General features: G+C 51.3%; 20 protein-coding genes. 14 read left to right on the top strand and 6 right to left on the bottom strand.

What is annotated here, in order from left to right:
• Positions 1-13: 13 nt before the first annotated feature.
• A complete protein-coding gene (locus BD_RS01860; RefSeq protein WP_011162993.1) occupies positions 14-1,195 on the bottom strand; it encodes an acetyl-CoA C-acetyltransferase in 1,182 nt (393 codons plus the stop codon).
• 18 nt (positions 1,196-1,213) lie between these two features.
• Positions 1,214-1,762, bottom strand: a complete 549-nt coding sequence (locus BD_RS01855; protein ID WP_011162992.1) for a hypothetical protein — start codon at positions 1,760-1,762, stop codon at positions 1,214-1,216.
• Positions 1,763-2,102: 340 nt separating this feature from the next.
• Here BD_RS01855 and BD_RS01850 point away from each other — a divergent pair, with 340 nt between their 5' ends.
• Positions 2,103-4,280 (top strand): hypothetical protein, encoded by a 2,178-nt coding sequence (locus tag BD_RS01850; protein WP_011162990.1) that lies wholly within the window; start codon positions 2,103-2,105, stop codon positions 4,278-4,280.
• Positions 4,281-4,339: 59 nt separating this feature from the next.
• Here the strand turns inward: BD_RS01850 and BD_RS01845 are convergent, their stop codons facing one another.
• The 3 genes from BD_RS01845 to BD_RS01835 all read right to left on the bottom strand — a co-directional run bounded on the left by BD_RS01845 (position 4,340) and on the right by BD_RS01835 (position 6,869).
• Positions 4,340-4,936 (bottom strand): hypothetical protein, encoded by a 597-nt coding sequence (locus tag BD_RS01845; protein ID WP_011162989.1) that lies wholly within the window; start codon positions 4,934-4,936, stop codon positions 4,340-4,342.
• Positions 4,937-5,085: 149 nt separating this feature from the next.
• A complete protein-coding gene (locus BD_RS01840) occupies positions 5,086-6,090 on the bottom strand; it encodes a M23 family metallopeptidase (protein ID WP_011162987.1) in 1,005 nt (334 codons plus the stop codon).
• A gap of 53 nt (positions 6,091-6,143) precedes the next feature.
• Positions 6,144-6,869, bottom strand: a complete 726-nt coding sequence (locus tag BD_RS01835; RefSeq protein ID WP_038452089.1) for a Stp1/IreP family PP2C-type Ser/Thr phosphatase — start codon at positions 6,867-6,869, stop codon at positions 6,144-6,146.
• Positions 6,870-7,003: 134 nt separating this feature from the next.
• On the opposite strand from BD_RS01835, the gene BD_RS01830 reads away from it, so the two are divergent.
• The 9 genes from BD_RS01830 (at position 7,004) to BD_RS01790 (ending at position 16,202) form a co-directional block, all read left to right on the top strand.
• The gene (locus tag BD_RS01830; RefSeq protein WP_011162985.1) at positions 7,004-7,954 is read left to right on the top strand and encodes an energy transducer TonB family protein; all 951 of its coding nucleotides are present in this window, start codon (positions 7,004-7,006) and stop codon (positions 7,952-7,954) included.
• An 85-nt stretch (positions 7,955-8,039) separates the two neighbouring features.
• Positions 8,040-9,230: a Bcr/CflA family multidrug efflux MFS transporter gene (locus tag BD_RS01825; protein ID WP_011162984.1), complete on the top strand. Its 1,191-nt coding sequence runs from the start codon at positions 8,040-8,042 to the stop codon at positions 9,228-9,230.
• A gap of 143 nt (positions 9,231-9,373) precedes the next feature.
• The gene (locus BD_RS18140) at positions 9,374-9,547 is read left to right on the top strand and encodes a hypothetical protein (RefSeq protein ID WP_157865630.1); all 174 of its coding nucleotides are present in this window, start codon (positions 9,374-9,376) and stop codon (positions 9,545-9,547) included.
• Positions 9,548-9,703: 156 nt separating this feature from the next.
• Positions 9,704-12,520: a pyruvate dehydrogenase E1 component gene (locus BD_RS01815; protein WP_011162983.1), complete on the top strand. Its 2,817-nt coding sequence runs from the start codon at positions 9,704-9,706 to the stop codon at positions 12,518-12,520.
• 84 nt (positions 12,521-12,604) lie between these two features.
• Complete coding sequence (locus tag BD_RS01810) at positions 12,605-13,366, top strand: hypothetical protein (protein WP_011162982.1); 762 nt, start codon at positions 12,605-12,607, stop codon at positions 13,364-13,366.
• On the top strand, positions 13,363-14,022 hold the full coding sequence (locus BD_RS01805) for a class I SAM-dependent methyltransferase (RefSeq protein ID WP_011162981.1): 660 nt from the start codon (positions 13,363-13,365) through the stop codon (positions 14,020-14,022). The genes BD_RS01810 and BD_RS01805 overlap by 4 nt, the downstream gene beginning before the upstream one ends.
• Positions 14,023-14,102: 80 nt before the next feature.
• The gene (locus BD_RS01800; RefSeq protein ID WP_011162980.1) at positions 14,103-15,122 is read left to right on the top strand and encodes a hypothetical protein; all 1,020 of its coding nucleotides are present in this window, start codon (positions 14,103-14,105) and stop codon (positions 15,120-15,122) included.
• A gap of 122 nt (positions 15,123-15,244) precedes the next feature.
• On the top strand, positions 15,245-15,664 hold the full coding sequence (locus BD_RS01795) for a hypothetical protein (protein ID WP_011162979.1): 420 nt from the start codon (positions 15,245-15,247) through the stop codon (positions 15,662-15,664).
• Between the two features lie 46 nt (positions 15,665-15,710).
• Complete coding sequence (locus tag BD_RS01790; RefSeq protein WP_011162978.1) at positions 15,711-16,202, top strand: methylated-DNA--[protein]-cysteine S-methyltransferase; 492 nt, start codon at positions 15,711-15,713, stop codon at positions 16,200-16,202.
• Here the strand turns inward: BD_RS01790 and BD_RS01785 are convergent.
• Entirely contained in the window at positions 16,199-17,116 is a 918-nt protein-coding gene (locus BD_RS01785) for a hypothetical protein (RefSeq protein ID WP_011162977.1), read from the bottom strand. The genes BD_RS01790 and BD_RS01785 overlap by 4 nt on opposite strands.
• Before the next feature lie 73 nt (positions 17,117-17,189).
• On the opposite strand from BD_RS01785, the gene BD_RS01780 reads away from it, so the two are divergent.
• The 4 genes from BD_RS01780 to BD_RS01765 all read left to right on the top strand — a co-directional run bounded on the left by BD_RS01780 (position 17,190) and on the right by BD_RS01765 (position 23,078).
• Positions 17,190-17,834, top strand: a complete 645-nt coding sequence (locus tag BD_RS01780; protein WP_011162976.1) for a hypothetical protein — start codon at positions 17,190-17,192, stop codon at positions 17,832-17,834.
• A 139-nt stretch (positions 17,835-17,973) separates the two neighbouring features.
• The gene (locus BD_RS01775; RefSeq protein WP_144313897.1) at positions 17,974-18,630 is read left to right on the top strand and encodes a RecA family protein; all 657 of its coding nucleotides are present in this window, start codon (positions 17,974-17,976) and stop codon (positions 18,628-18,630) included.
• Entirely contained in the window at positions 18,578-19,900 is a 1,323-nt protein-coding gene (locus BD_RS01770; RefSeq protein ID WP_226987903.1) for a DNA polymerase Y subunit UmuC family protein, read from the top strand. The genes BD_RS01775 and BD_RS01770 overlap by 53 nt, the downstream gene beginning before the upstream one ends.
• Entirely contained in the window at positions 19,884-23,078 is a 3,195-nt protein-coding gene (locus BD_RS01765) for a DNA polymerase III subunit alpha (RefSeq protein ID WP_231839247.1), read from the top strand. The genes BD_RS01770 and BD_RS01765 overlap by 17 nt, the downstream gene beginning before the upstream one ends.
• Positions 23,079-23,103 lie beyond the last annotated feature (25 nt).

The following is a 23,103-nucleotide window of genomic DNA, read 5'->3' as shown; positions in this document are numbered from 1 at the left end:
CGGCCCCTCGCTGTTAGATTCTTTCGATGATGATCGCAATACCCTGACCGCCGCCAATACAAGCAGAACCCAGAGCGTACTTGGCGTTGCGGCGATGAAGCTCATACACCAGGTGATTCATAATGCGGGTGCCGGAGGCACCCAAGGGGTGACCGACAGCAATCGCACCACCGTTCACATTGGTTTTTGCCGGATCCAGTTTCAATTCTTTTTCCACCGCCAGGTACTGGGCCGCAAAAGCTTCGTTCACTTCCACCAGATCCATCTGATCCAGAGTCAGTCCGGCTTTCTGTAATGCCAGACGAGCTGCGCCCGCTGGACCAATACCCATGATCGTCGGGTCACAACCCACAGAAGCGTAGCTCACGATACGCGCCATTGGTTTCATGCCCAGTTCCTTGGCTTTGGATTCGCTCATCAACAAAGAACAAGCCGCCCCGTCGACAATACCGGAAGCCGCCGCCGCCGTTACAATCCCGTCTTTTTTGAAGACAGGCTTTAGCGTCGCCAGTTTTTCCAGAGTGGAATCCGGTTTTGGATGTTCGTCTTTTTCAATCACCACGGTGCCCTTGCGACCCTCAACTGTGACCAGGCAGATTTCCTGTTTCATGAAACCTTTTTCAACCGCGGCCTGGAAGCGCTGCTGGGACTGGATGGAATACTTGTCAGATTCTTCGCGCGTGATACCGTATTTCACCGCCAGATTTTCAGCCGTGATCGCCATAGGCATCTTGGCATAAGCGTCCGTCAGCGCCGAGGTCATCAGATCTTCCAGTTCGAAGTTCCCCATGCGCATGCCATCAAAGCGGACTTTGCGGGCCACATAAGGAATCTGGGACATTTGCTCGACACCACCGGCAAGAACCGCGGTGGCTTCCCCACACTGGATCATCTGCACGGCATTCACCCAGGACTGGAAACCACTGCCACACAGACGGTTGACCGCAAAAGCGCCCACCGCGACCGGCACTCCGGTTTTCAAACCAATATGTCTTGGAAGATAGGCTGCATCCGCACCGGACTGAACCACGTTGCCAAACACCACGTGATCAATCTTGTCTGCAGACAGACCGGCTTGCTCCAGGGTCGCTTTAGCGGCAGCGACACCCAGATCCGTTGCTGATACATCCTTCAATGAACCGCCGAAGGCTCCGAAGGGAGTTCTTTTTCCAGAGATAAATACGATTTTTTCCATGTCCTAAGGGTAGGACGCTTACCAGGACCAGGCAAGGCCAATCATCGACAGGCCCTGTTCTTTGTTGGCTTTGTGACTGACAACCAGATCTTTGTTGTTCATGACTTTGTCTTTGAACTGAATATCGGTTGCCGAAGCTTTTGCATCATAATTGACCGCAGCCTTCACCCAGCCGGAATATTCCACCTTCGCCAAAGCCTGGAAGGCTTCAACACGGAAAGAGAACTTATGACTGACTCCGCGCGGAGTTGCCGCCGGCACCACCACGTCCGTTTTCAGTTTTTCCTGGGTTTCTTCCACAGCACGACCCAGAAGGCTGTTTTTAATGATCGGAGAGTTGAACCACATATTGAAGCCACGATCAGCAATACGGCTCATCACAGAACCCGTGCTTTCGTTGCTTTGAATGTCCAAAGGAATGATTTTCGCGACGTCTTCTTTGGTGATCTTAGGTGTGACTTTATCCTCAGGAATCACCAGGGGCTTCGTGGTACGCAAGTCCACCTTGGCCCAGCAGGCACCTGAAAAACTCATCATTATTAGAAGGCAAGAAACCAGAAGTCTCATACATACCTCCATATTCAAAGAGCATTCCACCCAAAGTGGCTCCAGTCCCTTTAAAGCGGAGATAATGAGCAAATAACAGCGGTACAGCGGGATGTAAGACCAAGGACGTCCAGCGGCACTTCACATGACAACTAATTGTCAGCCAGTCCATGGACTTGTTTCAAAACGAATCATCTGCGCACCGGTTTTGCATCTTTGGTCGCTGAACTTGTGGGTCCTAAGAATTCAGTCAGAGGGATTGTTGTGATTTCAAGAACTTAGATCACAGCCGTACTGCTGACTGGCTCAAAACGGCACACAAAATTAGTTACTTGTCGAAAAGTTAAACACTGGAGACTCTATGAAACTCAAGAACGTTAAAAGTGGCGTGATGGCATTCGCGCTGACAGCGAGCTTCATCGTCCCCCAAACACCTCAACAGGTGTGGGCGGCGGGAAGCACATCAACATTTCCGCTGAATTTATTCGGCGATGACGACACCAGCGATACAGGCCTGGGTTCGACGTCTCCCACAATTCCATCCACGGGCGGTGGCGGCAAATCCAATTCCAATTCGTCCTCCACCTCACAGCCACGTTCGACAACGACCAAGCCCACCACAACAGGGGCCAGCAGAATGAACGCTGCCAAGGTTCCAGAGGCTTACAGCTGTCCTTTATTCGACAACAGACCTCACGCAGAACTTATTTCTGCTATCGACTCTCTTTCCAAAGAAGTGAAGGCTTCTCCGGAGTGTACGGGCAGTCCTTCAGCAAAATCTTTGGAAGATAACGGTAATGCGATCAAAGAAAGCATCTCCGCTCTTCAAAAATTGATGACGGCGCAGGATCCTTCCCAGGTGAATGTGAACTCCATCGAATCCACAATGGCGTCTGCTTTGACGGCGGTGGGTAACCTGGGTGACATCGTCAACAACAACAACTTCCTGAACTCCAAGTGTGGTCGTCAGACCATGTCCACTGGTAAAGTTCTGTTGGCGCTGAATGACGTAATCAACGGTCTGGCTCCATACGCTTTGTTCGCGGTTTCCATGAACGCGGCTTTGGGTCCGGCACTTCCATTTGTTATCGGTGGTGCGGTTGCTACCAGCGGTATTTCCGCGATCGCGAAAATGATCGACCAGAACACTCTGGACATGAGCAATCCTGAACACCGCAAAGCGGTTCTTCAGAACACCTGCCAATACACCAAAGTGGCGAAAAAAGTTCGTTTCATGCAGCTGGCTCAATCCGGCAAGATCGAAAAGATCACCCAGGAGCTTGAAAAGAACGTGGACCTGTACAACGCGAAATTTGCCAAGCCAACAGGCGAACTGGCAAACCTGCTGAAGTATAAGGATTCTTCCGAGAAATATCTGTCCGCTGTGGGCAATCAGCTTGTCAGCGATAAAGCTGACATCACCACCGTTGAAGAACAGATCCAAAGCAACAACGACGACCTGATGGTTTGTACACTGGCTAACGAGCTGGTGAACTGGGGTGCGGATGGCAAGACCTTCCCGTCTTCTGCGATCCTGAACCTGGAGCGTGCGACAGTTCAATCGGACCGTACAACAAAACTTCAGGCTTTGACGCTGAAAACCCTGCACACGAATTCCATGAAACGTGTTGCTGAATACGCAGCAAAATCCGGCGACAACGAAGCGGCTTTGAAAGCGTGTGCGCAGACCGGCCGTTCCTGGATCCAGGGCATTCGTCAGGCTGTGAACACAACCGGCAACGTGGTGGCTAAATCCAAATCCGATCTGGAAGTTCAACTTTCCAGCAATGCGGACTACCGTCAGTGGAAAGCTCAGTACACTTTGATCGAAACTGAAAGAACAACGATCAAACGTGTTGAAAAAGCGATGCAACAGTTGTCTCAGGACAACTCCATCATCGACCGTTCTGAACTTGCTCAGCGCATGGTGAATCTGAAATCCGGCCTGTTCGGTTCCCGCAGCGCTTGGGGCTTCGGCAAACCACCGGTTCTGGCGTGGATCAACCACACTAAAACCATGCACGACCAGGCTGTTTCCGGCTTTATCGCCAACATGAAGGCTCTTCGTGCGGGTTCTTACAGCCTGACAGATGCGGGCTTGGGTAAAGGCGTGATCATCACTCCAGCGGGTGGTTACTACACGGACCCTAAAATTCAGGTCGCAAGTGCGAAGATCAGCCAGAACCTGGCGAACTTCACAGTGGATCAGTTGCCAGTGGGTTCTCGTGAAAACGAAATCGCGTGCCAACAGCTTGAGTCTGCTTGGTTGGATTGGTCTTCTGCGATCGACCATATCGGTGCGATCCAGTTCTTCTGTGACATGATCGATCCGGTTTTGGATGTTAAAATGGATGCGTCTGTTGTGACTTCCTGCCGTGGTAACGCCCAGTTGAATGGCCGTGGTTTCGTGAAGTCCACCGTAGATCAGGCAAAATTTGTTCTAAGCTCCAAGGGCTACCAGAACGAGGCAAACCTGGTCAGCAAAAAGCTGAAAGAGCTTCAGTGCCCAATGCCAGCTGTTTCCGTCATGAATCAGTAGTAAGAGTTTCTTAAATTAATGCCAAGTGAAGGGTCTCTGAAAAGAGACCCTTTTCTTTTTTAAGGGAAGATGGACACACGCTCCGAATTCAACTGCGCCACATCCAGAATGTCCTGACGACTAAGACCCGCCTGAGCCGTGCGAATCACCACCTGCACCCCGGCGCGAACGTAATCCTGCAAGTCTGTCTTCAACACCACCGAGTTCACGTTGTAAATAAACGGCTTAGTCGCCGCCAGAATCAAAAGATCCGCGCGGGACAACCCCGAGCTTCCCGACATCACCACCAACTGAACATTGGCATTTAGCAGAGCCACCAAATTGTCACGGGAAAGACGACTGCTATCGACATAAAGCACATAAGTGCCTGCCGCCGCCATATCGATAAAATCCTGATTGGTATAACTGGTTTTACTGACCGAAAGCCCCATGTTCACATTGGGATTGGAAAGCATGGAAAGCAGCTCTGCCTTGCCAATCAAACTGACCTGGTTCTGGCAATAAGTGATACGCGACACCTTCGCGATCTCGGCCACATCCGCCGCCGTCATATTCGAACCCGAATTCTGCTGCAAACACTCCGAAAACTGCGGAGGCAACGCCGCCCAAACAGGGGTTGCAGAAAGCAATGCCAAGACAAAAGACAGAACCTTCATAAACACCTCACCCTTAAAGTGTAGTGCCTACAAAAAATTATACTCAAAGATTTTCCATGATATTTGCCAAAACCAAGAACAAGGAACCGTTCAAAAAGGTCCAGCCGCAAGGCAACGCAGTCGGATGGGCCTTTTTCAACGGTTCCGGTCTATTCGTCTAAGATGTAGTTGATTGGATCTACGGCGGTACCATTAATGCGGACTTCATAGTGCAAGTGCGGTCCTGTTGAACGCCCGGTATTACCTACCGCACCCACAACATCCCACTTATTCACCCGCTGACCGACTTGAACATAGATCTGTGACAAGTGACCGAAACGAGTCGTCACGCCATAACCGTAATCGATGGTGATCAGTTTACCGTAGGATTCATCGTAGCTGGCAAAGACCACCACGCCATCAGCCGGAGCATACACCGGTGAACCCGGCGCTGCCGCAATGTCCAGACCCGCGTGCAAAGCTGTTTTGCCGGTGAACGGAGAAATACGATAACCGAAGCGTGAAGTGATCCAACCCTTGGCTGGCTTCATGTTCGGCGTGGAATTCAGCAAGCTCTGGCGCTCGGAAAGACTTTCCCAAAGATCGATGACACTTTGTTCTTTCAACTGGGTTTCTTTCACGGCCTTGTCGATACGAACCACCAAAGAGGCATAGTCCTTATCCGCATTTTCGTTGGCCAGCTCACCCGCCTGATCGTTCAAAGGTTTTTTGTTGGCAAAGACCTGATCCTGTTCTTCCAGGACATCCGTGCTTTCACGCTGCTCCATCGGTTCGTATTCTTCCACCGGCTGCCCGGCAGCAGGCTTCGGACCCATGGTCAGCTTGGTGATACGGTCGTCGGCATCGACGTTGGTGATCAATTTCAATTTGGTGGTGAAGGTCTTCACACGCTCCAAAGAGTTTTCCAAGGCGCTGACTTTACTTTCAACCACCTGAAACTGTTTGATCAGCTGCGCATTTTCAGCTTTAAGACGTTTGTTTTCCATGGCCTGCAAAAGCAGACCGAAGTAATCCACCAGACCGGCGGCAAAAATGATGATAACGATGGCGGAAATAAAGGAAATGGCTTTAAGCCAGGCAGCCGAGAGCACAAGCTTACGGGTTTTCCCCGTCTGATTGCTCACAATAAACAGCGTGACCTTCTTTTTATCCAAACCTTGACCCCTACTTAGATATCTTCGCTAAAACTATCAGTAACTATTCACAATTATTCGTGGAAATGCACCAGCATCACTGTGACGTTGTCATCTCCACCATTTGCCAGGGCTTGTTCTACACAGGCTTTTACGGCTTTGTCAGGTGTATTTTGATTTAAAATCTCAGAAATTCTTCCATCTTCCACCAAACCGGAAAGTCCGTCGGAGCACATGAGGAAAATTTCCCCAGGGAAGATCTCGCGCTCAATGATATCCGGATAAACTTCACGCTCATAACCTACACTGCGGGTGATGACATTTCGCCCCACAAACTGGCGCACCTGCTCTTCACTCATCACGCCGGCCCGCAGCTGCTCATTGATCAGGGAATGATCTTCCGTGATCTGCCACAGGTTCGGACGCTTGAACAAATAGCAGCGGGAATCACCGACGTTTCCGACATAAAGATGTTTGCCGCGGATGTAGGCCATCACCATCGTGGTGCCCATACCGGCAAGCTCGGGGCGTTCATTGGCAGCCTTGTCAAAAATGCGTTTTGAAGCCTCTTCATAGGCTTGCAAAATCACTTCGCGCGGTGATTTTCTTGTGGCTTCTGGCTGAAGCATGATTTCTTCAACCGTCTCCACAGCCATGCTGGAAGCGACTTCCCCGCCCATATGGCCGCCCATTCCATCCGCCACAATGAATAATCCCAGTTCCCGGTTAATAAGGCAGGAATCCTGGTTCGAATCACGACGAAGACCTTTATCTGTCAGATACCACGAGTCAAATTTCATAGTTGTATCATTTTCACCCACTACCGACAGAAGAGTCAAAGTCTGGCCCTAGACTTGGGTCGCAATCTTTGAGTCCAGCTCACCATCTTCTCAATTTCAAGTGTCATAATACCGATAGAAAGGGGTGAGGTCTTATGAAGAAGTCACCGACTTTCAGAAAATATATTGTGCTGTCCCTGCTTCTGCACTTTGTAGTCGTAGGAGGCTTTTACATCACGAGTTTGCTTAAAGAAGAAGCCCCCCCGAAAGAGACTGTCAGTATTGATTTTCTGACGCCGGAACAATTGCAACAATTTGCCCAAGCTGAACAAGCCCTGCAGAAAAAGGCTTTGCAGGTGCCTGCCAATCAGATTGTAGAGCAAAGTGAGACCTCTGCGAACGAGGAAGAGGTCGACACGCGCTTCCTTTCCGCCAAAAACCAGAAGGTTAACAAGCAAACGATTGCCGTTGAACGCGGGCAGTTCCAGAACACCAAAAAAGAACAAGCCGTGAAATCGGGTCCAAAAGGCGATGGCCGTCAGAAAAATGTGGCCAAATCTGAAGAGTCCCAAAAACAGATCGCCAAGGATCTTTTCAAAGGTTTTGATGCCAATGAAGCGATCGAAAGACAGAAGCTTGCTGACCAAAAAACTGGACTGGGTGAAGGTCGTGGTACCGGTGAACAAAACACCGGAACCGGCGCTGAAGCCAGCCAATCCAACGATTATATTAAAGACGTTGAAGTGGGTCTTGAGACTTTGCTGAACACTCGCGAGTTCAAGTACTACTCTTATTACAACCGCATCCGCAAACAACTGTCCCAGCACTGGGAAGGCCGTGTGCGTGACAAACTGAGCAAAATGTTCAAAGAAGGACGCGCGCCCGCGGCGGCCAATCAGGATCGTATCACCAAGCTGATGATCGTTCTGAATGACAAAGGCACTTTGGTGCGTGTGCAGGTTCTGAGTGACTCTGGCGTGCAGGATCTGGATGATGCTGCCATTGAGGCTTTCCGCGCGGCAGCTCCATTCCCGAATCCTCCAAAAGGCATCGTGGAAGGTGACGGCACGGTGAAAATCCGCTGGGACTTTGTTCTGGAAACCTAAGCTTATTTCGTGAGGCTTTTTTCATTAAAGAGCCTCTGCCGACTTCCCTCGTGCAAATCACTTCGCTTCCTGTTATGACGGGCCCATGCAATCCTCCGCCAAGCCCAACACTCCCTTTGCTTTATTAATTCTTCTGCTGGCCAGTCTGACTGCCTTCGGTCCACTTTCCATCGACATGTATCTTCCGGCATTTCCGGCAATCGCGGAAAATCTGAATGTGCCCCTGTCATCTGTGCAGATGTCTCTGGCATCTTTCTTCATCGGTCTTGCCACGGGTCAGATTTTCTATGGTCCGATCACAGATCGTTTCGGGCGCAAAAAACCTTTGTATGTGGGTTTGGGAATTTATGCTTTGGCGTCTTTGGTCTGCGCCTTCACCAAAAATGTGGAGATGCTGATCCTGTTCCGCTTCCTGCAGGCTCTGGGTTCCTGTGCGGGCGTGGTGATTTCACGGGCGATTGTGCGTGACCTGTTCACTCATCAGGAAACCGCACGTGTGTTTTCACTTTTGATGCTGGTGATGGGGGTTGCTCCGATTCTGGCTCCGTTCTTTGGCGGTTATATTTCCGAGTTCTTCGGCTGGCGCGCCATCTTTGCTTTGATGGTGATTATCAGCACCTCCTGCATCGTGATGCTGGCCATCTTCCTTCCTGAGACACATCAGCCGGATCAAAGGGTGCATATCAAAGACTCTTTGAAAAACTATGTGCAGATTATTAAAGACCGCCACTTCATGGGTTATGCCCTGGCGGGAGGCGCGGCTCAAGCGGGACTGTTTGCCTACATCACTGGTTCCTCGTTCGTGTTCATCAATCTGTTTGAGATTCCCGCAAAAAGTTTCGGCTGGGTGTTTGGCTCCAACGCCATCGGCCTGATTGCGTGTTCACAAATCAATGCCCGCCTGCTGAAACGCCTGAGCTATGATGTTATCTTAGAAAAAATCTTTGTCGTTCTTGGGGTCTTGGGTGTGATCTTGGCCATGGCCGGAATCTTCAACTGGGGCTTCTGGGGTCTGGCGATCCCGCTGTTCCTGTTCATCGCGGCCCTGGGCATGACCTTCCCGAATGCCACGGCCGGCGCCATGGCGACGCAGCGGAAAGCAGCCGGCAGCGCTTCCGCTCTTTTGGGAACTTTGCAGTACGGTATCGCAGCACTGTCTTCCGCCGCTGTCAGCCGTTTGCATGACGGCACAACCTTGCCTATGTGTGCGATGATCGGGTTCTGTGGAGTGCTGGCTTTGGCTTTGCACCGTCTGTTGGTCAAAAAAGCCGCCTGATCGGCTGCGGGCAAATTGCCCCGATCGCAGGGCACTTTTCCCTGCCACGATTCGTGTAACTCAAATTAAGCCGAACACAGGCAGCGCAGAACTTGCATCCCTGGCCTTCTTATCCATCAAAATTGATGAAGAGGAGGTCCTCCGTGAAGCATCATCCAACCAAACCCGTCCCTTCCGCAGGCAAACCCACACAAAAACGCAGCCCCCCGTTGCATGAAACCGGGCGACATCAAAAACCATCAAAACCTGAGGTGGGCCGCGTACAACACACTCCCGAAGGCACCATAGAGGAAAGCCACGAAGAACAGGCCCCCTAAACTGAAAAATATTCATTCGGGGCTGTGCAGGGTGCAGCCCCTTCGTCCTAAATAGAGCCAGAACTCTTGCTGCGGGGCTTAAAGGCATGGACTCCTCCTCTGTAGAGTGCTAGTTTGCAGTCGCTATAAAAGACTGAAAAAACTTAGGAGAACCACGTGGATAACACTAATCTCAAAAACGCAAAACCTGAGGTTCTGGACTCTATCGCGAGACGCGCCCATTACCTGGCTACCCAGATGATCTGGCAAGCCAATCACCGCACCGACAAAGAAAAAGGCGACCCAAAAATTGGTGGTCACCCGGCCGGCTGCGCAAGCTCCCTTCACATCATGGGTGCGCTGCACCTGTTGGTAAAATCCGGTTTCGATCACATCGCGAACAAACCGCATGCTTCCCCAACAGACCACGCTTACAACTATCTTTTGGACAATTTGCTGAAGTCCGACCTTTCCAAACTTTCTTTGGAAGAAGCCAACCAGGCGATGCACGGTCTGCGCAAGTTCTCTAACGGTGACGAATATGTGTTCCAGTCCTACCACTCTGCGTACGATCCGGATCAACACAACTTCTTCCCATCCGGTTCCGTGGGCATTCCGCCTGTTGAAGCGGGTTACATGGCTTTGGCTTACCGTTATGCTGCTGAACACGGTTATGATGTGCCTAAAGACGCTCACTTCTGGGCTGTTTGCGGCGACTCTGAATTCCGTGAAGGTTCCATGTATGAAGCGGTGCCGGACTTCTCTGAACGTGAGATCGGCAACCTGACTTGGATTCTGGATTACAACCGTCAGTCTTTGGATGGTCACCGTCTGGTGAACAACGCGATTCTGGGTGGTACGGATGCAGACCGTGTTGAAAGAACTATGGCTGCCAACGGCTGGGAAGTGATCCAGGTTCGTCACGGCGGCAAGCGTGAAGCCTTGTTCGCGAAAAAAGAAGGCGAAGCCTTCAAAAACTTCCTTGAAAAAGAACTGACTGACTATGATCTTCAGGCATTGCTTTTGGTTCATGACCTGAAGCTGCTTAAAGACACTTTGATGAAGGACTATCCTTCACTTAAAAAATTCCTGACTGCAACTGCAGACCAGGACGTTTATGAAGCACTTCGTGATTTCGGTGGACACGACATGATGTCCCTGGCCAAAGCCATGATGAAATCCAAAGAGTCCAAGCGCAAACCAACCATCATCATCGCTCACACCCTGAAAGGCTGGGGTCTGAAGGCGGCGGCTCAGCAGGGCAACCACTCTTCTCTTCCGCACGAAGATGAAGTTGAAGAACTGCGCGCGAAACAAGGCATCACTGGCAATACACTTTATGCGCGTTTTGATGAAAAATCCGTTGAAGGCAAGTTCCTGGCTGCTCGTGGCGAGAAGATCTATGCTGACATCAAAGCTCAAAACGCCTTGAAAGCAAAAAACCAGGAATTCTTCCTGACCAAACTTGCTGAGTTCGGCGACATGCCATCCTCTTTGGAAATCAACACGAAGATGACAAGCTACCCGCACACACAGTGGATGCTGGGCCAATTGACTGCAAAACTGACTCGTATCTCCAACACTTCTTTGAATGAGTCTGAATTGAAAGCGGGCCAAAAGGCCCTGACGGACAATGAAAAACCATTCAAACTGCCAGGCGAGCTGTTCATCTCCATGGCTCCGGACGTGGGTACTTCCACGAACTTGAATCCAGCGATGGATGGTAAGATCTTCGGTGCTCAGGAAGTTCAGGACATCGAGGCTGAGCTGGGCGTAAAAGACGGCAAGCTTCCGGATCTGGTTCCTGGTGAAGACGTTACGGATCGTTTCCTGCGTTTTGAAATCGCGGAAGGCAACGTTATGTCCTGCGTGGGCGCATTCGGAAAAATGCGTGATATCGTGGGCGTGCCAATCATCCCTTTGATGACCGTTTATGACTTCTTCCTGAAACGTGCATTGGATCAGTACTTCTACAACCTGTACTGGAAGTCCTCTTTCATCTGCGTGGGCACACCATCAGGTGTGACACTTTCTCCGGAAGGTGCTCAGCACGGCTGGAAATCCGACGTTCAGATTCCAAATCAGATCACTTGGGAGCCATACTTCTGCCAAGAGCTTGACTGGATCATGGTGGACGCAATCCGCAGACACGTTCTGAACGACAACGCCGGCCGCTCTGGCGTCTTGCTTCGTCTGGTGACTCGTGGTGCGGAACAAAAAGACTTCACGAAATATCTTTCCAAACAAGCTCGCTTCAAAGTGGGTCTGGAAGGCAAATTGTCCCGCGCGGAATTCCCGGTAGCGGGTGCGGTGAACGAAGAAGAAGTGGCAGCAATGAGCGAGGCAGAAATGTTCGCCGTTGTTCGTGAAGAAGTGCTGAAAGGCGCTTACTTCCTGATTGATTACCGTGGTTACGCTGGCTACGAGCCGGGTGACAACGTGATCAACATCTTCGCAATGGGTGCACTGGTGGCGGAAGCCATGAAAGCTTCTGAAGCTCTTCTGGCGCGTGGCATTTATGCCAACGTGATCGTGGTGACTTCATCTGATCTGTTGACCGGTATCCAGGCTCACGAAAACGATTACCACTATCTGCGCAACGAACTGGGCATCAACGCGGATCTTTATCTGAAAAAAGCAGAAGAGATTTCTTCCGGCGACCTGATCACGGTTGCGGGCCGTCGTATCCCGATCGTCAGCGTTCATGACGGTGAAGCCGGTTTGTTGGACAACTTGGGCTCTATCATTGGTGTTCGTCAGGAATGCCTTGCGGTTCGCAAGCACTCCAAGTGCGGTCGCCCTTCAGAGATCTTCAAGTACCACCACCTTGACGACGCTTCTATCGTTGAAGCCTGCGGCAAGGTTCTTTCTGAAACCGCACTTGAAAAAGTCATGGTTTCTGAACAGGCCTTGGGGGACGCAAACCAAGCTTCCCACAAAGCCGCTCACTGGACTGATTTGTGGCCATCCGCAACTCACAGCCAGAAGCACTAGGGCGCTTCTGCGCAAGCTGAGGAACTGGACGCGCGCTTCTGCGCAGGAAGTGCAGCGGGCGCAGGCCCGCGGAACTGGACTTAGATGAAGAACAAACAACAAGAACTCCCCTTCGATGGGGAGTTCTTTTATTCCCGCAGCAAAAGATTTGAAGAAGTCGTCTTTTTCGTCCACTTCTTTGAAGGCAGCAAAAAACAGCTGCTTCGTCACATCAAGCTCGTCAATGAAATGGGCTTTGATGCCTTTGCCTTCAATCTGTCCGGCACCCACAAAGATCTGACATCACTTAAACTTCCGATCAGCTCCAAAGGCGGATTCGGACTTAAACATATCTATGCTGATCAGATCGAAACCCTGCTGAATCAAGTGCCGGGCAAAAAAATCATCTTCTCGTTTTCAAACCCCACGGCTTCGGCCATTGAAGCCATGGCCCGTCGCAATTGCAGCGACACAGTGGCACTGGTTTGTGACAGCGGCCCTTCCGGTAAATTTATTCCGTCGGCTTACAACCTTTACACGCACGAATACAAGATCCGCCCGTTGCCATTGCGTCTGGCTTTGACCCCGGTGCTGAGCCTGGCCTGGAGCCCGTTCCTGCACAAGGATCTGGACAAGGACTTAAAAACCTTCCCGCAGGGCTTTAAGATTCTATCCATTCGGGGCTGGAAGGACTTGTTGATTCCGCCGGATCACATCGATCAGGTGTTTGAACCGCACCCGAATCTGGATTGGACCAAACTTTCACTGCCAGAGGCCGGTCACCTGACCGGGCTTCGTGATTTTAAATCCGAATATGCCCCGACCCTGGAAAAGTTCTTAAACAGTGTCGCCACGCCTCTGACATGATTTTTGATCCGCAAAATCCTTTTCCCCTGCTGCCCCTGACAGACTACACCTATCACGAGGCCCAAGCCCATGCGGCCTTGGTGGACGACTGGCTGGGCTTTCAGTGTCTGGATGTGGAAACTCAAATTCGCGCCCTGCCTAAGAACGCCGGCGATCATCAGAACTGGGAACACCTTTCACTGCAGGCTTTTCAAACCCCGTACTGCGAAATTCACAACATTCTGGATCTTTTGCAGCCACGACCCGGCCAGCACATCGTGGATCTGGGCTGCGCCTATGCACGCATGGCTTTTGTTCTGCATCGCCATTATCCTGATTGCCGCTTTACAGGCTTTGAACTGGAAGCTTTGCGTGTGCAGGAAGCCCAGCGGGTCTTCTTTCATCACACCGGAAAAAATCTGAATGCATTTTCACAGGATCTTTCGGCTGCCGACTTTGTTCCTCCCGCGGCCGATGTGTACTTCATCTTTGATTTCGGCAATCAAAGGGCGGTTGAAAAAACCCTGAACGACCTGAAAGACCTTGCCAGACGCCAACCCCTCACGGTCGTGGCCCGGGGAAAGCTGTCCCGATTCTGCATTCACAAGGACCATCCTTGGCTGACGGCCATTCAAGACCCGCAGCACTTCGCGCATTTTTCGATCTACAGATCCTGATTTGCACTTACACAACAAGCTTTGGTTTTTGTGGCTGAATCCGGCCCCATTTTCTATTCTGGGAATCCTGGAGGGGACCCATGAAAATGCTTTTGCCATCAGCACTTATGCTGACCGCTGCCCTGTTCACTTTTACGGAAAAATCTTCGGCGGCCTTCGGTATTGGAAAAAGAAGCGCGGGATACATTTACGAAACCAGCTTTTCTTCAATGGGATGGCGCTATCTGTCCCTGCTGGAGGGCAAAAGCACGGATGACCCCAACGCCCTGGAATCATCCAAACGCAATGCCTGCTACAAGCGCTATGGCACGATACTCAACGACAACACCCTGGATATTCGCATCGCTATTGGGTATTTCGACTGGACCACCGGAAGCAACGTGCACTATTCCGGGCGCAGTTATGGCGTCAGCCCGTCTTTGGATATTGGCGCTTATGAAGCTCTCAAGGATCTTTTGACGTCATCATGTGGTGGCAAGGCCCGTTTTTGCGGCTTCCGCAAGGACCCTCAGAACAGTTCTCTGTTCACCCGCGAAGTCACCATCCACGGAAAACGAATTTTGGCCCGGGTTGAAATCCGCTTCTCGTCGGCGTCTGAAATTCTTTCTGACAACCTTGGGAAATATCGCGACACTCAAAGCCAGCGCTCCCGCTATGCGGACGACTTCTTCACACGCTCTTTGCGCGAGGCCGATGCCGTGTTTTACTTCGGGCATGCCCGCAATGGCGGAGGTCCCGATTTTTATCCTCCTGTGTTTGTTCCCGGCACGAACAAGCTGAACTACAGCGGCTATTACAAAGCCAAGCGCCCCGGTTTTAACAAGATGCTCAACGCTCTGGGATCTTCCCGCCAGGCCCCGGTGATTGGTTTGATGGCCTGCGCTTCGCGCGATCACTTCCTGCGCCGCACGCGAGCCGTGGCACCGAATTCCGGAGTCATCAGTTCCATGGATGTGCTGAATGTGGACTATGTATATACCGCCATGATTGGAGCGGTGGATGCATTGCTGCGCGGTCAGTGCCAGAAAAGCTTTTATCAATCCATTCGTATGACCACTGGCAATCAGAAGTACATCACCATGGATGGAATGTTTGAATAAACTCACATCAGGCCGGAACTATGTCCGGCCTTGATTTGCAAATCAGCAAAGATTGATTTTTGCGTCGGCCTTGCTCCTTCCTTTAACTATAATGAAAGCATCATGAGCCGAAGGAGGAATCCATGAGTCAGCTTGAGCATCTGCCTCACCCCAGCCGCTTGCCTTCTCTGAACCATCACACACTGGCCTTTTTCTCCAACCCCGAGGACGCTCGCAAAGCAGCCTCAGAGCTGGTCAATGCCGGGTTTCATGAGGCTGACATCAACGTCTTTGAGGGCGATGACGGCGTTGAAGCCGTGGATCTGGATTCCATCCATGCCGATCTGATGGAAAAGTACTATCGCAAGTTTGTGAAATTTTCAGATTCGGCCGAATGGCACTTTTTAACAGAGGCCGACGATGAACTGCGCCGGGGGCATATTCTGATGTGTCTGGTCACCATGAACGTCGAGGAAAAAGACGCGGCCGTTCCTATTCTTAGAAAACACAAGGCCTTCGATATGCGCTACTGCACGGGCATCGCCATTGAAGAGGTTGTTTAAGCCTTCTTTATGCGATACATCTGTCACATCCCCTGCGAGGTGACAGATGACCAATCTTGAATTCAAAATTTACAAAGTTCCTTCCGAATTCGGCGAATGGCTGGCGGCCTTTGAAGACGACCAGTTGATTTTTCTGGGCAGCTACAACGCCGGAAAAAAACTGGTGGAAGGGGACCTCACCGCTTTGATCGAAAAATTCTATGCCGTGCGCATCGGCTCTTTCCAGCCGGCCAAGTGGAACCAAGGAAATTTCTGGGCCACCCAGCATCAGATCAAACTTCAGGGCACCGAGTTCCAAATGAAGGTGTGGCTGGAGCTTCTGAAAATCCCTGCCGGAAAAACCGTCACTTATTCAGAGCTGGCTAAAAAACTGCGCAAGGCATCTGCCGTACGCGCCGTGGCCTCAGCTGTGGGCAAAAATCCCATCAGCTATTGGATCCCGTGCCATCGGGTGATTGGCAAAGGCAGCAATCTTCTGAAATATCACTGGGGCCCGGAAGTAAAAGAATATCTGCTGATGAAAGAAGGCGCTCTTTAAAACTTCAAATTGAAGTTCAATGTGATACCCGGGTTTTGCTCATAGTCGTACTGGGCGGCAAAGTCGACATTCGGGATCACTTGCACGTCGAGCATGTTCTTGTACAGAACACGGCTCCAGGCCACGCCCAGGTTGTAGCTTTTCATCTGGTAGTTCGGCCGATTCGTTGATGTCACAAAAATATTGTAGGACATGTTGGACCGGTTGGAAAACCAGTGCCCCAGCGCCACACCGTTGGTCACCGTGAACAGATGCGCGCGGTCCTCGTAGTCTCCCTCGTTCACAAAAGTCAGATTGAAACGCTGAGACAACTGAAAGGCGAAGTTGAAGGCCAGAAAGATTCCCGTGCCCCTGTCGGCCTCGGCATAAAATTGCAGCTTGGGATTCACCCGATAGTTTTTCCCCCGTTCAACGACACTTTCAAGGGTGAGTGTGTGAGAGATCAAAAAAGATCCGGCAAAACTGATGCGTGGCTGGAAAGACGCTTTAACATCACCCAGTTTTCGGAAGAACCCCAGCGTGGCGCCGTAATCCCGTTCACGCGGTGTCTGTCGCAGGTACGTCTGGGAAATACCCCGCTCTTTGGTTTCATCATAGCTGGTAAAAGTGATCTGCCAGTATTCTTCCACGTTGGGAAGACGCAGATTAAAATTGAAACTGAAGACATCTGTGTAACCGTCTTTTTCATTATAATAAAAAGACGGTTCAATCAGGAAAGCGGTTTTATTCTGTTTGGTGGTGTACTGCTGACCGGCCAGAAACAGGTCCACCCCTTCCGCCACACCGTCAAACCATTCAGAAATGGCGATGTTGCCGGCAATGAAGGATTTTTCCCACTTGCCCTCTTTGGATTCAGACTCGGCTTCAGAGTATTCTGCACGCAACTCACAGCAATACAGGGCCAGGATCAGCATCACTGACCCCAGAGCACTTTTGCGCGCGAAAGATATTAGTGCTTTTTTGCCCGTCACGTTTTAGTCTCCAGACATGAAGTATTTTAGACTTATACTTTGCTTCCTGTCGCTGAGTATCTCAATGCTGGCTGCAAAATCAGTCCATGCCTATATCCCTCAGCGTGGTAACGTCGTGGCCACACTCAGCCCCTATTTCTTTAAAACAAATTATGATGGTCACGAACAGGGACAAAACAAGATCGGCACCGGGATTTCTTTGGTCGCCACCGGGGATGTCGACAACAAAGGCAGTCTGGAAATCGCCGCAATCTACATGAACAAAATCTACTTCCGTGAAGATGGTAACAGAACAGTCGCGGAAAAAACGCAGCTGATGCATATCACGATGGGATACCGCCGCTGGTGGACCGAACCTTTTTCAACCTCTGTGGCTCTTTACACTTCTTATCCCATGGGGCCGGTGGACGTACTTCACAACGACTTCACGGTGGAAGAGGACATGGGCACCACCGCACGCTCGACCACCGAAACCGGCTTGGATCTGGCGTTTCAGTATGAACTGATCAACCGCGAACGTTTCTCGATCATGGCGGAAGGGCGCTACTCGTATTCGCTGACCAAAAAATCCAGCGAGTACGCCGACCAATACGGCGCCAGCATCGGGATTCGCTACTTCATCCAAAGCAAGGTGGCCTCCCCGAAAGAGCTGCGAGAGTAATCAAGTCTCAATTTTGATAACTTAAATATTTGATTTAACTAATCTTTTTAGAAACACAAACTTTAGTCCATATTTGCAAATAGCCTCTTTACTTACACATAATTTACATAGTAATTTATGTGTAAATGGAGAGCTTCAAATGAGCACCCTCGCCCTTCCCGAACTGGCTAACATCCCTTTTGTCTCTGCCGAGCAGCTGCAACCCCCGCCGGGCCTTCCCACCGGCGTGAATGTCCTGGATGACTTTCTGCTGTGGAAAGGAGTCCCGCAAGGCGACCTCAGTCTGCTGCAGGGGGCTCCCGGCACCGGCGCCACGTCCTTGTGGATTCGCATCGTTCAAAACGTGCATTCACAGAACAAGTGGGCGGCGTGGATCAACGGGGATGCTCAGCTTTTCCCCGCTCATTTAAGCAGCTACAAAATAAATCTGAAGAAACTGCTGGTGGTCAAAGAGCCCAAGGAAAATGAACAGCTTTTCTGGCTGTTGCAGGAGCTGATCACAAGTTCGTTGTTTGAAGTGATCGGCTGCAATCTGAAAGAAATGTTTTTGAAAAACCATCAGCTGCAAAAATTGAAACGACTGTGCCGTCTGCACAAGGTGGCTCTGGTTTTTGTGAATCAGAAGGCCAGCAAGTTTGTAAATCCGCTGTTCAGTCTGATGATTCATTTTCAACGCGACTTTATCACCATCCAAAGGGCCTTGCACCGTCCGACGCCGTTCAATCTGGCAGGGAGTATGATTCATGCGAACTTTATGCATCAATTTAAAAACACCGCAAGAAAGCTCCTCAGCTGAGGCCTTTTTGGTGCTAAGCCCGCGGGTTCAGTACCGCTTCCCGCACTATATCTTCGTGGACATTGGCTCGACCCAGCACTTGATGGGCGGCGAAATAGGCTGCCTGGAAAAAGCGCTGCAGATCGCTGCCAAGTTTGCTCCGGATGCCAGCGCCGCCATTGCTGACACTCCCGCCGGCGCACAGATGCTGGCAAAGTGGCGTCCGTCGCATATCAGTCTGCGCGGCAAGGAACAGGAAAGCTTCAAAGGGCTGGGACTGGATGCCCTGAAAGATCTTGAGGGTCTTTCGCCGTGGGCGCAGAAAAAGCCGGTGGAGCACATGATTGCCTTCTTCCACACCCTGGGTGTGTATGGGCTGGAAGGTGTTTTGAATTTTCGTCTGAATTCACTGCGTGAACGCTGGGGGGATTTTGGTGTTTTACTTTGGAATCGTCTGCATTCTCAGGACTCTCAGGTCATTTCACCTCTTGTGCCTCGCGACCCTCTTGTGGGCTATGGCTACCTGGACGATCCCTTAGGTTCCGCGCCCCTGCTGATGAACCGGCTCAAGGTTCATCTGGACATTCTGTTTGCGCGCCTGCAGGGCCTGGCCCGTCATGCGCAGCGACTGGATGTGGTCTTGCACTGTGAATACTCAGACAAACGCTACAATCTTTCCATTGAACCCGTCAGCCCGACGCGCGATCAGGAATTGTTCGAGGATCTGCTGTTTAAAAAGCTAGAACAGCAGGTTCTGGAAAATCCGATCCGGGAATTTGAAATCACTTTGTTTGATGTGCCGGAAAAAATCCAGCAGCTGGATTTCTTTGAGCCCCGGGACAACACCGAGGACCGCTGGCGCCGTCTGATCAGTTTTGCAAAACAATCCCAGTGCGAAATGGGCTTTCTGCAAATGGAGGCCAGCCATTTCCCCGAACAAAGTTTCCGCCTGGTGACGGACTGGCCCGAGGACTTCAAACCCCAGGATCTGGTGGAAAGACAGGACGAGGCTTTGCAGATCAAATCGGTCTATGCAAAAGCCCTGGCTTCCAGCCCGCGCCCGTCCCTGCTGCTGGAAAAACCCCAGGCACTGAGCGCGGGTGAAGTGCAGAAGCTTCGGTTTGTGTCTTCCCTTCCCAGCGAACGCATTGAATCGGCCTGGTGGCAGATTTCAGTTCAGGATTTAAAAAACAGAGATTATTACTTTGCGCTCTCTCATCAAGGTCAACTGCTGTGGGTTTTCAAAGATCGCATAAATTCACAGGTTTACTTACATGGGTACTTTGACTAATAAAGCCTTAATTCCTTCCCAAAATTCGCGGCTGCCGGCCAAACCCCGGCCGCGGGCCAAAGGATTCGTCGAACTTCTGGGGCGCAGTAACTTTTCATTTCTGCAAGGGGCTTCCAGCCCCGAAGAAATGGTGTCGCAGGCCGTGGAGTTCGGTTACGACGGCATGGCCCTGTGTGATCTGAATGGATTGTATGGCGTGGTTCGTGGTTTTCAGACCATCCAGTCGCCTTCTTTGTTCACCGCCTCGCCGCAAGTGAAGGAGAACTTTCATTATCTGATCGGATCGGAGCTGACTTTGACGGATGAAAGTTCCGTTGTGCTGATTCCGATGAACAAACAGGGCTATTCGCATCTGTGCGAAATCCTCACTTTGGGAAAGCGCCAGGCCGCCAAGGGGTTTTCCAAACTCAGCCTGGAACAGATTGAAAAATACAATCAGGGTCTTTTGTGTCTGGCCCTTCCGCCCTGGACGGACGAGCGCTATGAAAAGCTGGAAAAGATTTTTGACAACCGTCTGTATCTGCCTCTGTGGCGGGATCTGACCTGGGAATCCCAGGAATTCTGCCGGCAGGGTTTTGCGCTGGAAGAAAAATACAAGGCTCAACTTTTTGTCACCCAGCGCCCGTTCATGCACAGCCCGGAACGCAAGCCTCTGTTTGATGTCCTGACTTGCACCCTTCATCACACCACACTGGCCGAAGCCAAAAATAAACTGATTCAGAATTCTGAAAGATGCCTAAAAAGCCTCGAAGATATCTCCTGGCTGTGGCAGGACCGGCTGGATCTTGTGGAAAAAACTGTGGAGATCTCGGCACGTGTGACGTTCTCATTAAACGAGATCCGTTACCGCTATCCCGCATCCAGCTTGCCTTCCGGGATGACTCCCACCGAATACATGCGCCACCTCACATTGAAGGGCGCCGAAAGCCGCTACCCTGAGGGCATTCCTGACAAAGCCTTAAAACAGATTGAACATGAGCTGGAGCTGATCAAGGACCTTCAATACGAAGACTACTTTCTGACTTTGAAAGAAATCTGTGACTTTGCCTCGGAAAGAAAGATTCTTTATCAGGGCCGTGGCTCCGCCGCCAATTCGGTGGTGTGTTTTTGCCTGGGATTGACAGCCATTGATCCGGTGAAAATGGATCTGCTGTTTGAACGTTTTTTATCGCGCGAACGGCGGGAACCACCGGACATTGATATCGACTTTGAGCACAGCCGCCGCGAGGAAGTGATTCAGCACATCTACGAAAAGTACAACGAACGCCATGCCGCCATGGTGTGCACGGTGATTCGGTATCGCTCGCGCATGGCTATTCGCGAAACCGCCAAGGTGTTTGGCATGCCCCTGGCCAAGATCAATGCCATGATCAAGTTCATGGGCCGTGACGGGATGAAACGCCTGCTGGATCCCGCGGTGGCAGCGGACTTTGGCATGGAGCCGGGTCCTTGGAAGATGTTCATGGCTCTGGCCCAGCAGCTGCACGGATTCCCCCGCCACCTCGGCATTCACACCGGCGGCTTTCTGATCACTCAGGATCCTATCACCGAAATGGTTCCCGTGGAAAAAGCCACCATGAATGGCCGCTATGTCATTCAGTGGAACAAAGACGATGTGGACTTTCTGCGCCTGATGAAGATTGATGTTTTAAGCCTGGGCATGCTGACTTGCCTGCGCAAGTGCTTTGATCTTTTACGTGATGTGAAAGGCAGGGACTACAGCCTTGCCACCTTGCCCGCCGATGACAAACCCACTTACGACATGATCTGCCGCGCGGAAACAGTCGGCGTCTTTCAGATTGAATCCCGCGCGCAGATGAACACTTTGCCGCGCATGCAACCCAGGAACTTTTATGATCTGGTCATCGAGATCGCCCTGATCCGTCCGGGTCCTTTGCAAGGGGGCATGGTGCATCCGTTCTTGAAGCTGCGCCAGAATCCCCCCAAAGAAATCAAGTATGCGCACCCGGCCCTGGAACCGATTCTGAAAAAAACCATGGGAATTCCGATCTTTCAGGAGCAAGTGATGAAGATGGTGGTGGCCGTCGCGGACTTCACTCCGGGAGAGGCTGATGAACTGCGCCGGGTGATGTCCTCGGCCTGGAAGCGCAAAGCGACCATGGGTGGTATCGAGCAGCGCCTGCGCACGGGGTTTGCCCGCCACGGGATTTCCAGTGAATACGCGGATCAAATCTTCAAAACCATCGAAGGCTTTGCCAATTACGGGTTCCCCGAAAGTCACTCGGCCAGCTTTGCTCTGTTGACTTATGCCAGCTGCTATCTGAAGTGCCACTATCCGGATGTGTTTGCCTGCGGGCTTTTGAACAGTCAGCCCATGGGCTTTTATGCTCCCCGCACGATCATCGCCGAGGCTCAAAGAAACGGCGTGGTGGTGGCACCTCTGGATGTGCAGAAATCTGATTATGACTACACCATCGAAAAAACGGCCGCCGGGGATCTGCTGCGTGTGGGCTTAAGATCAATCTATGGTATTCCCGAAGTATTGATCCGTCGAATCGAAGACAGCCGCAAAGAAGAAGGACTGTATATAGACCTAGCGGACTTTATCCGTCGCACGCAGCTTCCTCGCAGTGTGCTTTTAAAACTTGCCGCCGCGGGGGCTTTCGAAAGCTTTAACAGCAATGTGCGGGAGCTGATCTGGAATCTGGAGTCGTTAAGTCTTGATCAGCAAAGCTTCCTGTGGGGTCATCCGAAAGAACAGTTTGAGCTGGGTGAGGACGATGATGAACCCGAACACCTGCCGTTTGAATCCAACTGGGACCGCCTGCGCCGGGAGTACGACAGCAAGGGATACTCCGTGGAATCCCACCCGATGTCGGTGCTTAGAACCTATCTGCACAGCAAAAGCGAAGCTCTGCGTGAAAAACGTTTCGTGCCTTATTTTTCTTCGGAAGATCTGAAACGCATGAAAACAAAAACCAAAGTTCGGGTTGCCGGCTTGGTGGCTATCACCCAGCGTCCGCCCACCGCCAAGGGAATGTGTTTTATCACTCTGGAAGACGAGTTCGGTTTTGTGAACATCGTCATTCACCCGGAAATCTATCAGAAGGACCGCACCACGATTTACACCCGTTCGCTGCTGGAAATCCACGGCCAGGTTGAAAAAGTGGGGGCCATCACCAATATCCGCGCCGAACGCATTCTGCCTCTGGGATAAGGCCTTGAAAGTGCTTTTCAAGGCC

Source organism: Bdellovibrio bacteriovorus HD100 (genome assembly GCF_000196175.1).
Lineage (GTDB): Bacteria > Bdellovibrionota > Bdellovibrionia > Bdellovibrionales > Bdellovibrionaceae > Bdellovibrio > Bdellovibrio bacteriovorus.
This window is presented reverse-complemented; position numbering and strand designations above follow the sequence as displayed.

Bases quoted from the DNA above. Each gene is read 5' to 3' on its own strand.
- BD_RS01790 (WP_011162978.1), top strand. From the start codon at position 15,711: ATGACCAATCTTGAATTCAAAATTTACAAAGTTCCTTCCGAATTCGGC.
- BD_RS01845 (WP_011162989.1), bottom strand. From the start codon at position 4,936: ATGAAGGTTCTGTCTTTTGTCTTGGCATTGCTTTCTGCAACCCCTGTT.
- BD_RS01825 (WP_011162984.1), top strand. From the start codon at position 8,040: ATGCAATCCTCCGCCAAGCCCAACACTCCCTTTGCTTTATTAATTCTT.
- BD_RS01805 (WP_011162981.1), top strand. From the start codon at position 13,363: ATGATTTTTGATCCGCAAAATCCTTTTCCCCTGCTGCCCCTGACAGAC.
- BD_RS01850 (WP_011162990.1), top strand. From the start codon at position 2,103: ATGAAACTCAAGAACGTTAAAAGTGGCGTGATGGCATTCGCGCTGACA.
- BD_RS01795 (WP_011162979.1), top strand. From the start codon at position 15,245: ATGAGTCAGCTTGAGCATCTGCCTCACCCCAGCCGCTTGCCTTCTCTG.
- BD_RS01800 (WP_011162980.1), top strand. From the start codon at position 14,103: ATGAAAATGCTTTTGCCATCAGCACTTATGCTGACCGCTGCCCTGTTC.
- BD_RS01780 (WP_011162976.1), top strand. From the start codon at position 17,190: ATGAAGTATTTTAGACTTATACTTTGCTTCCTGTCGCTGAGTATCTCA.
- BD_RS01785 (WP_011162977.1), bottom strand. From the start codon at position 17,116: ATGCTGATCCTGGCCCTGTATTGCTGTGAGTTGCGTGCAGAATACTCT.
- BD_RS01830 (WP_011162985.1), top strand. From the start codon at position 7,004: ATGAAGAAGTCACCGACTTTCAGAAAATATATTGTGCTGTCCCTGCTT.
- BD_RS01835 (WP_038452089.1), bottom strand. From the start codon at position 6,869: ATGAAATTTGACTCGTGGTATCTGACAGATAAAGGTCTTCGTCGTGAT.
- BD_RS01855 (WP_011162992.1), bottom strand. From the start codon at position 1,762: ATGAGACTTCTGGTTTCTTGCCTTCTAATAATGATGAGTTTTTCAGGT.
- BD_RS01770 (WP_226987903.1), top strand. From the start codon at position 18,578: ATGCGAACTTTATGCATCAATTTAAAAACACCGCAAGAAAGCTCCTCA.
- BD_RS01765 (WP_231839247.1), top strand. From the start codon at position 19,884: ATGGGTACTTTGACTAATAAAGCCTTAATTCCTTCCCAAAATTCGCGG.
- BD_RS01860 (WP_011162993.1), bottom strand. From the start codon at position 1,195: ATGGAAAAAATCGTATTTATCTCTGGAAAAAGAACTCCCTTCGGAGCC.
- BD_RS01775 (WP_144313897.1), top strand. From the start codon at position 17,974: ATGAGCACCCTCGCCCTTCCCGAACTGGCTAACATCCCTTTTGTCTCT.
- BD_RS01810 (WP_011162982.1), top strand. From the start codon at position 12,605: ATGAAGAACAAACAACAAGAACTCCCCTTCGATGGGGAGTTCTTTTAT.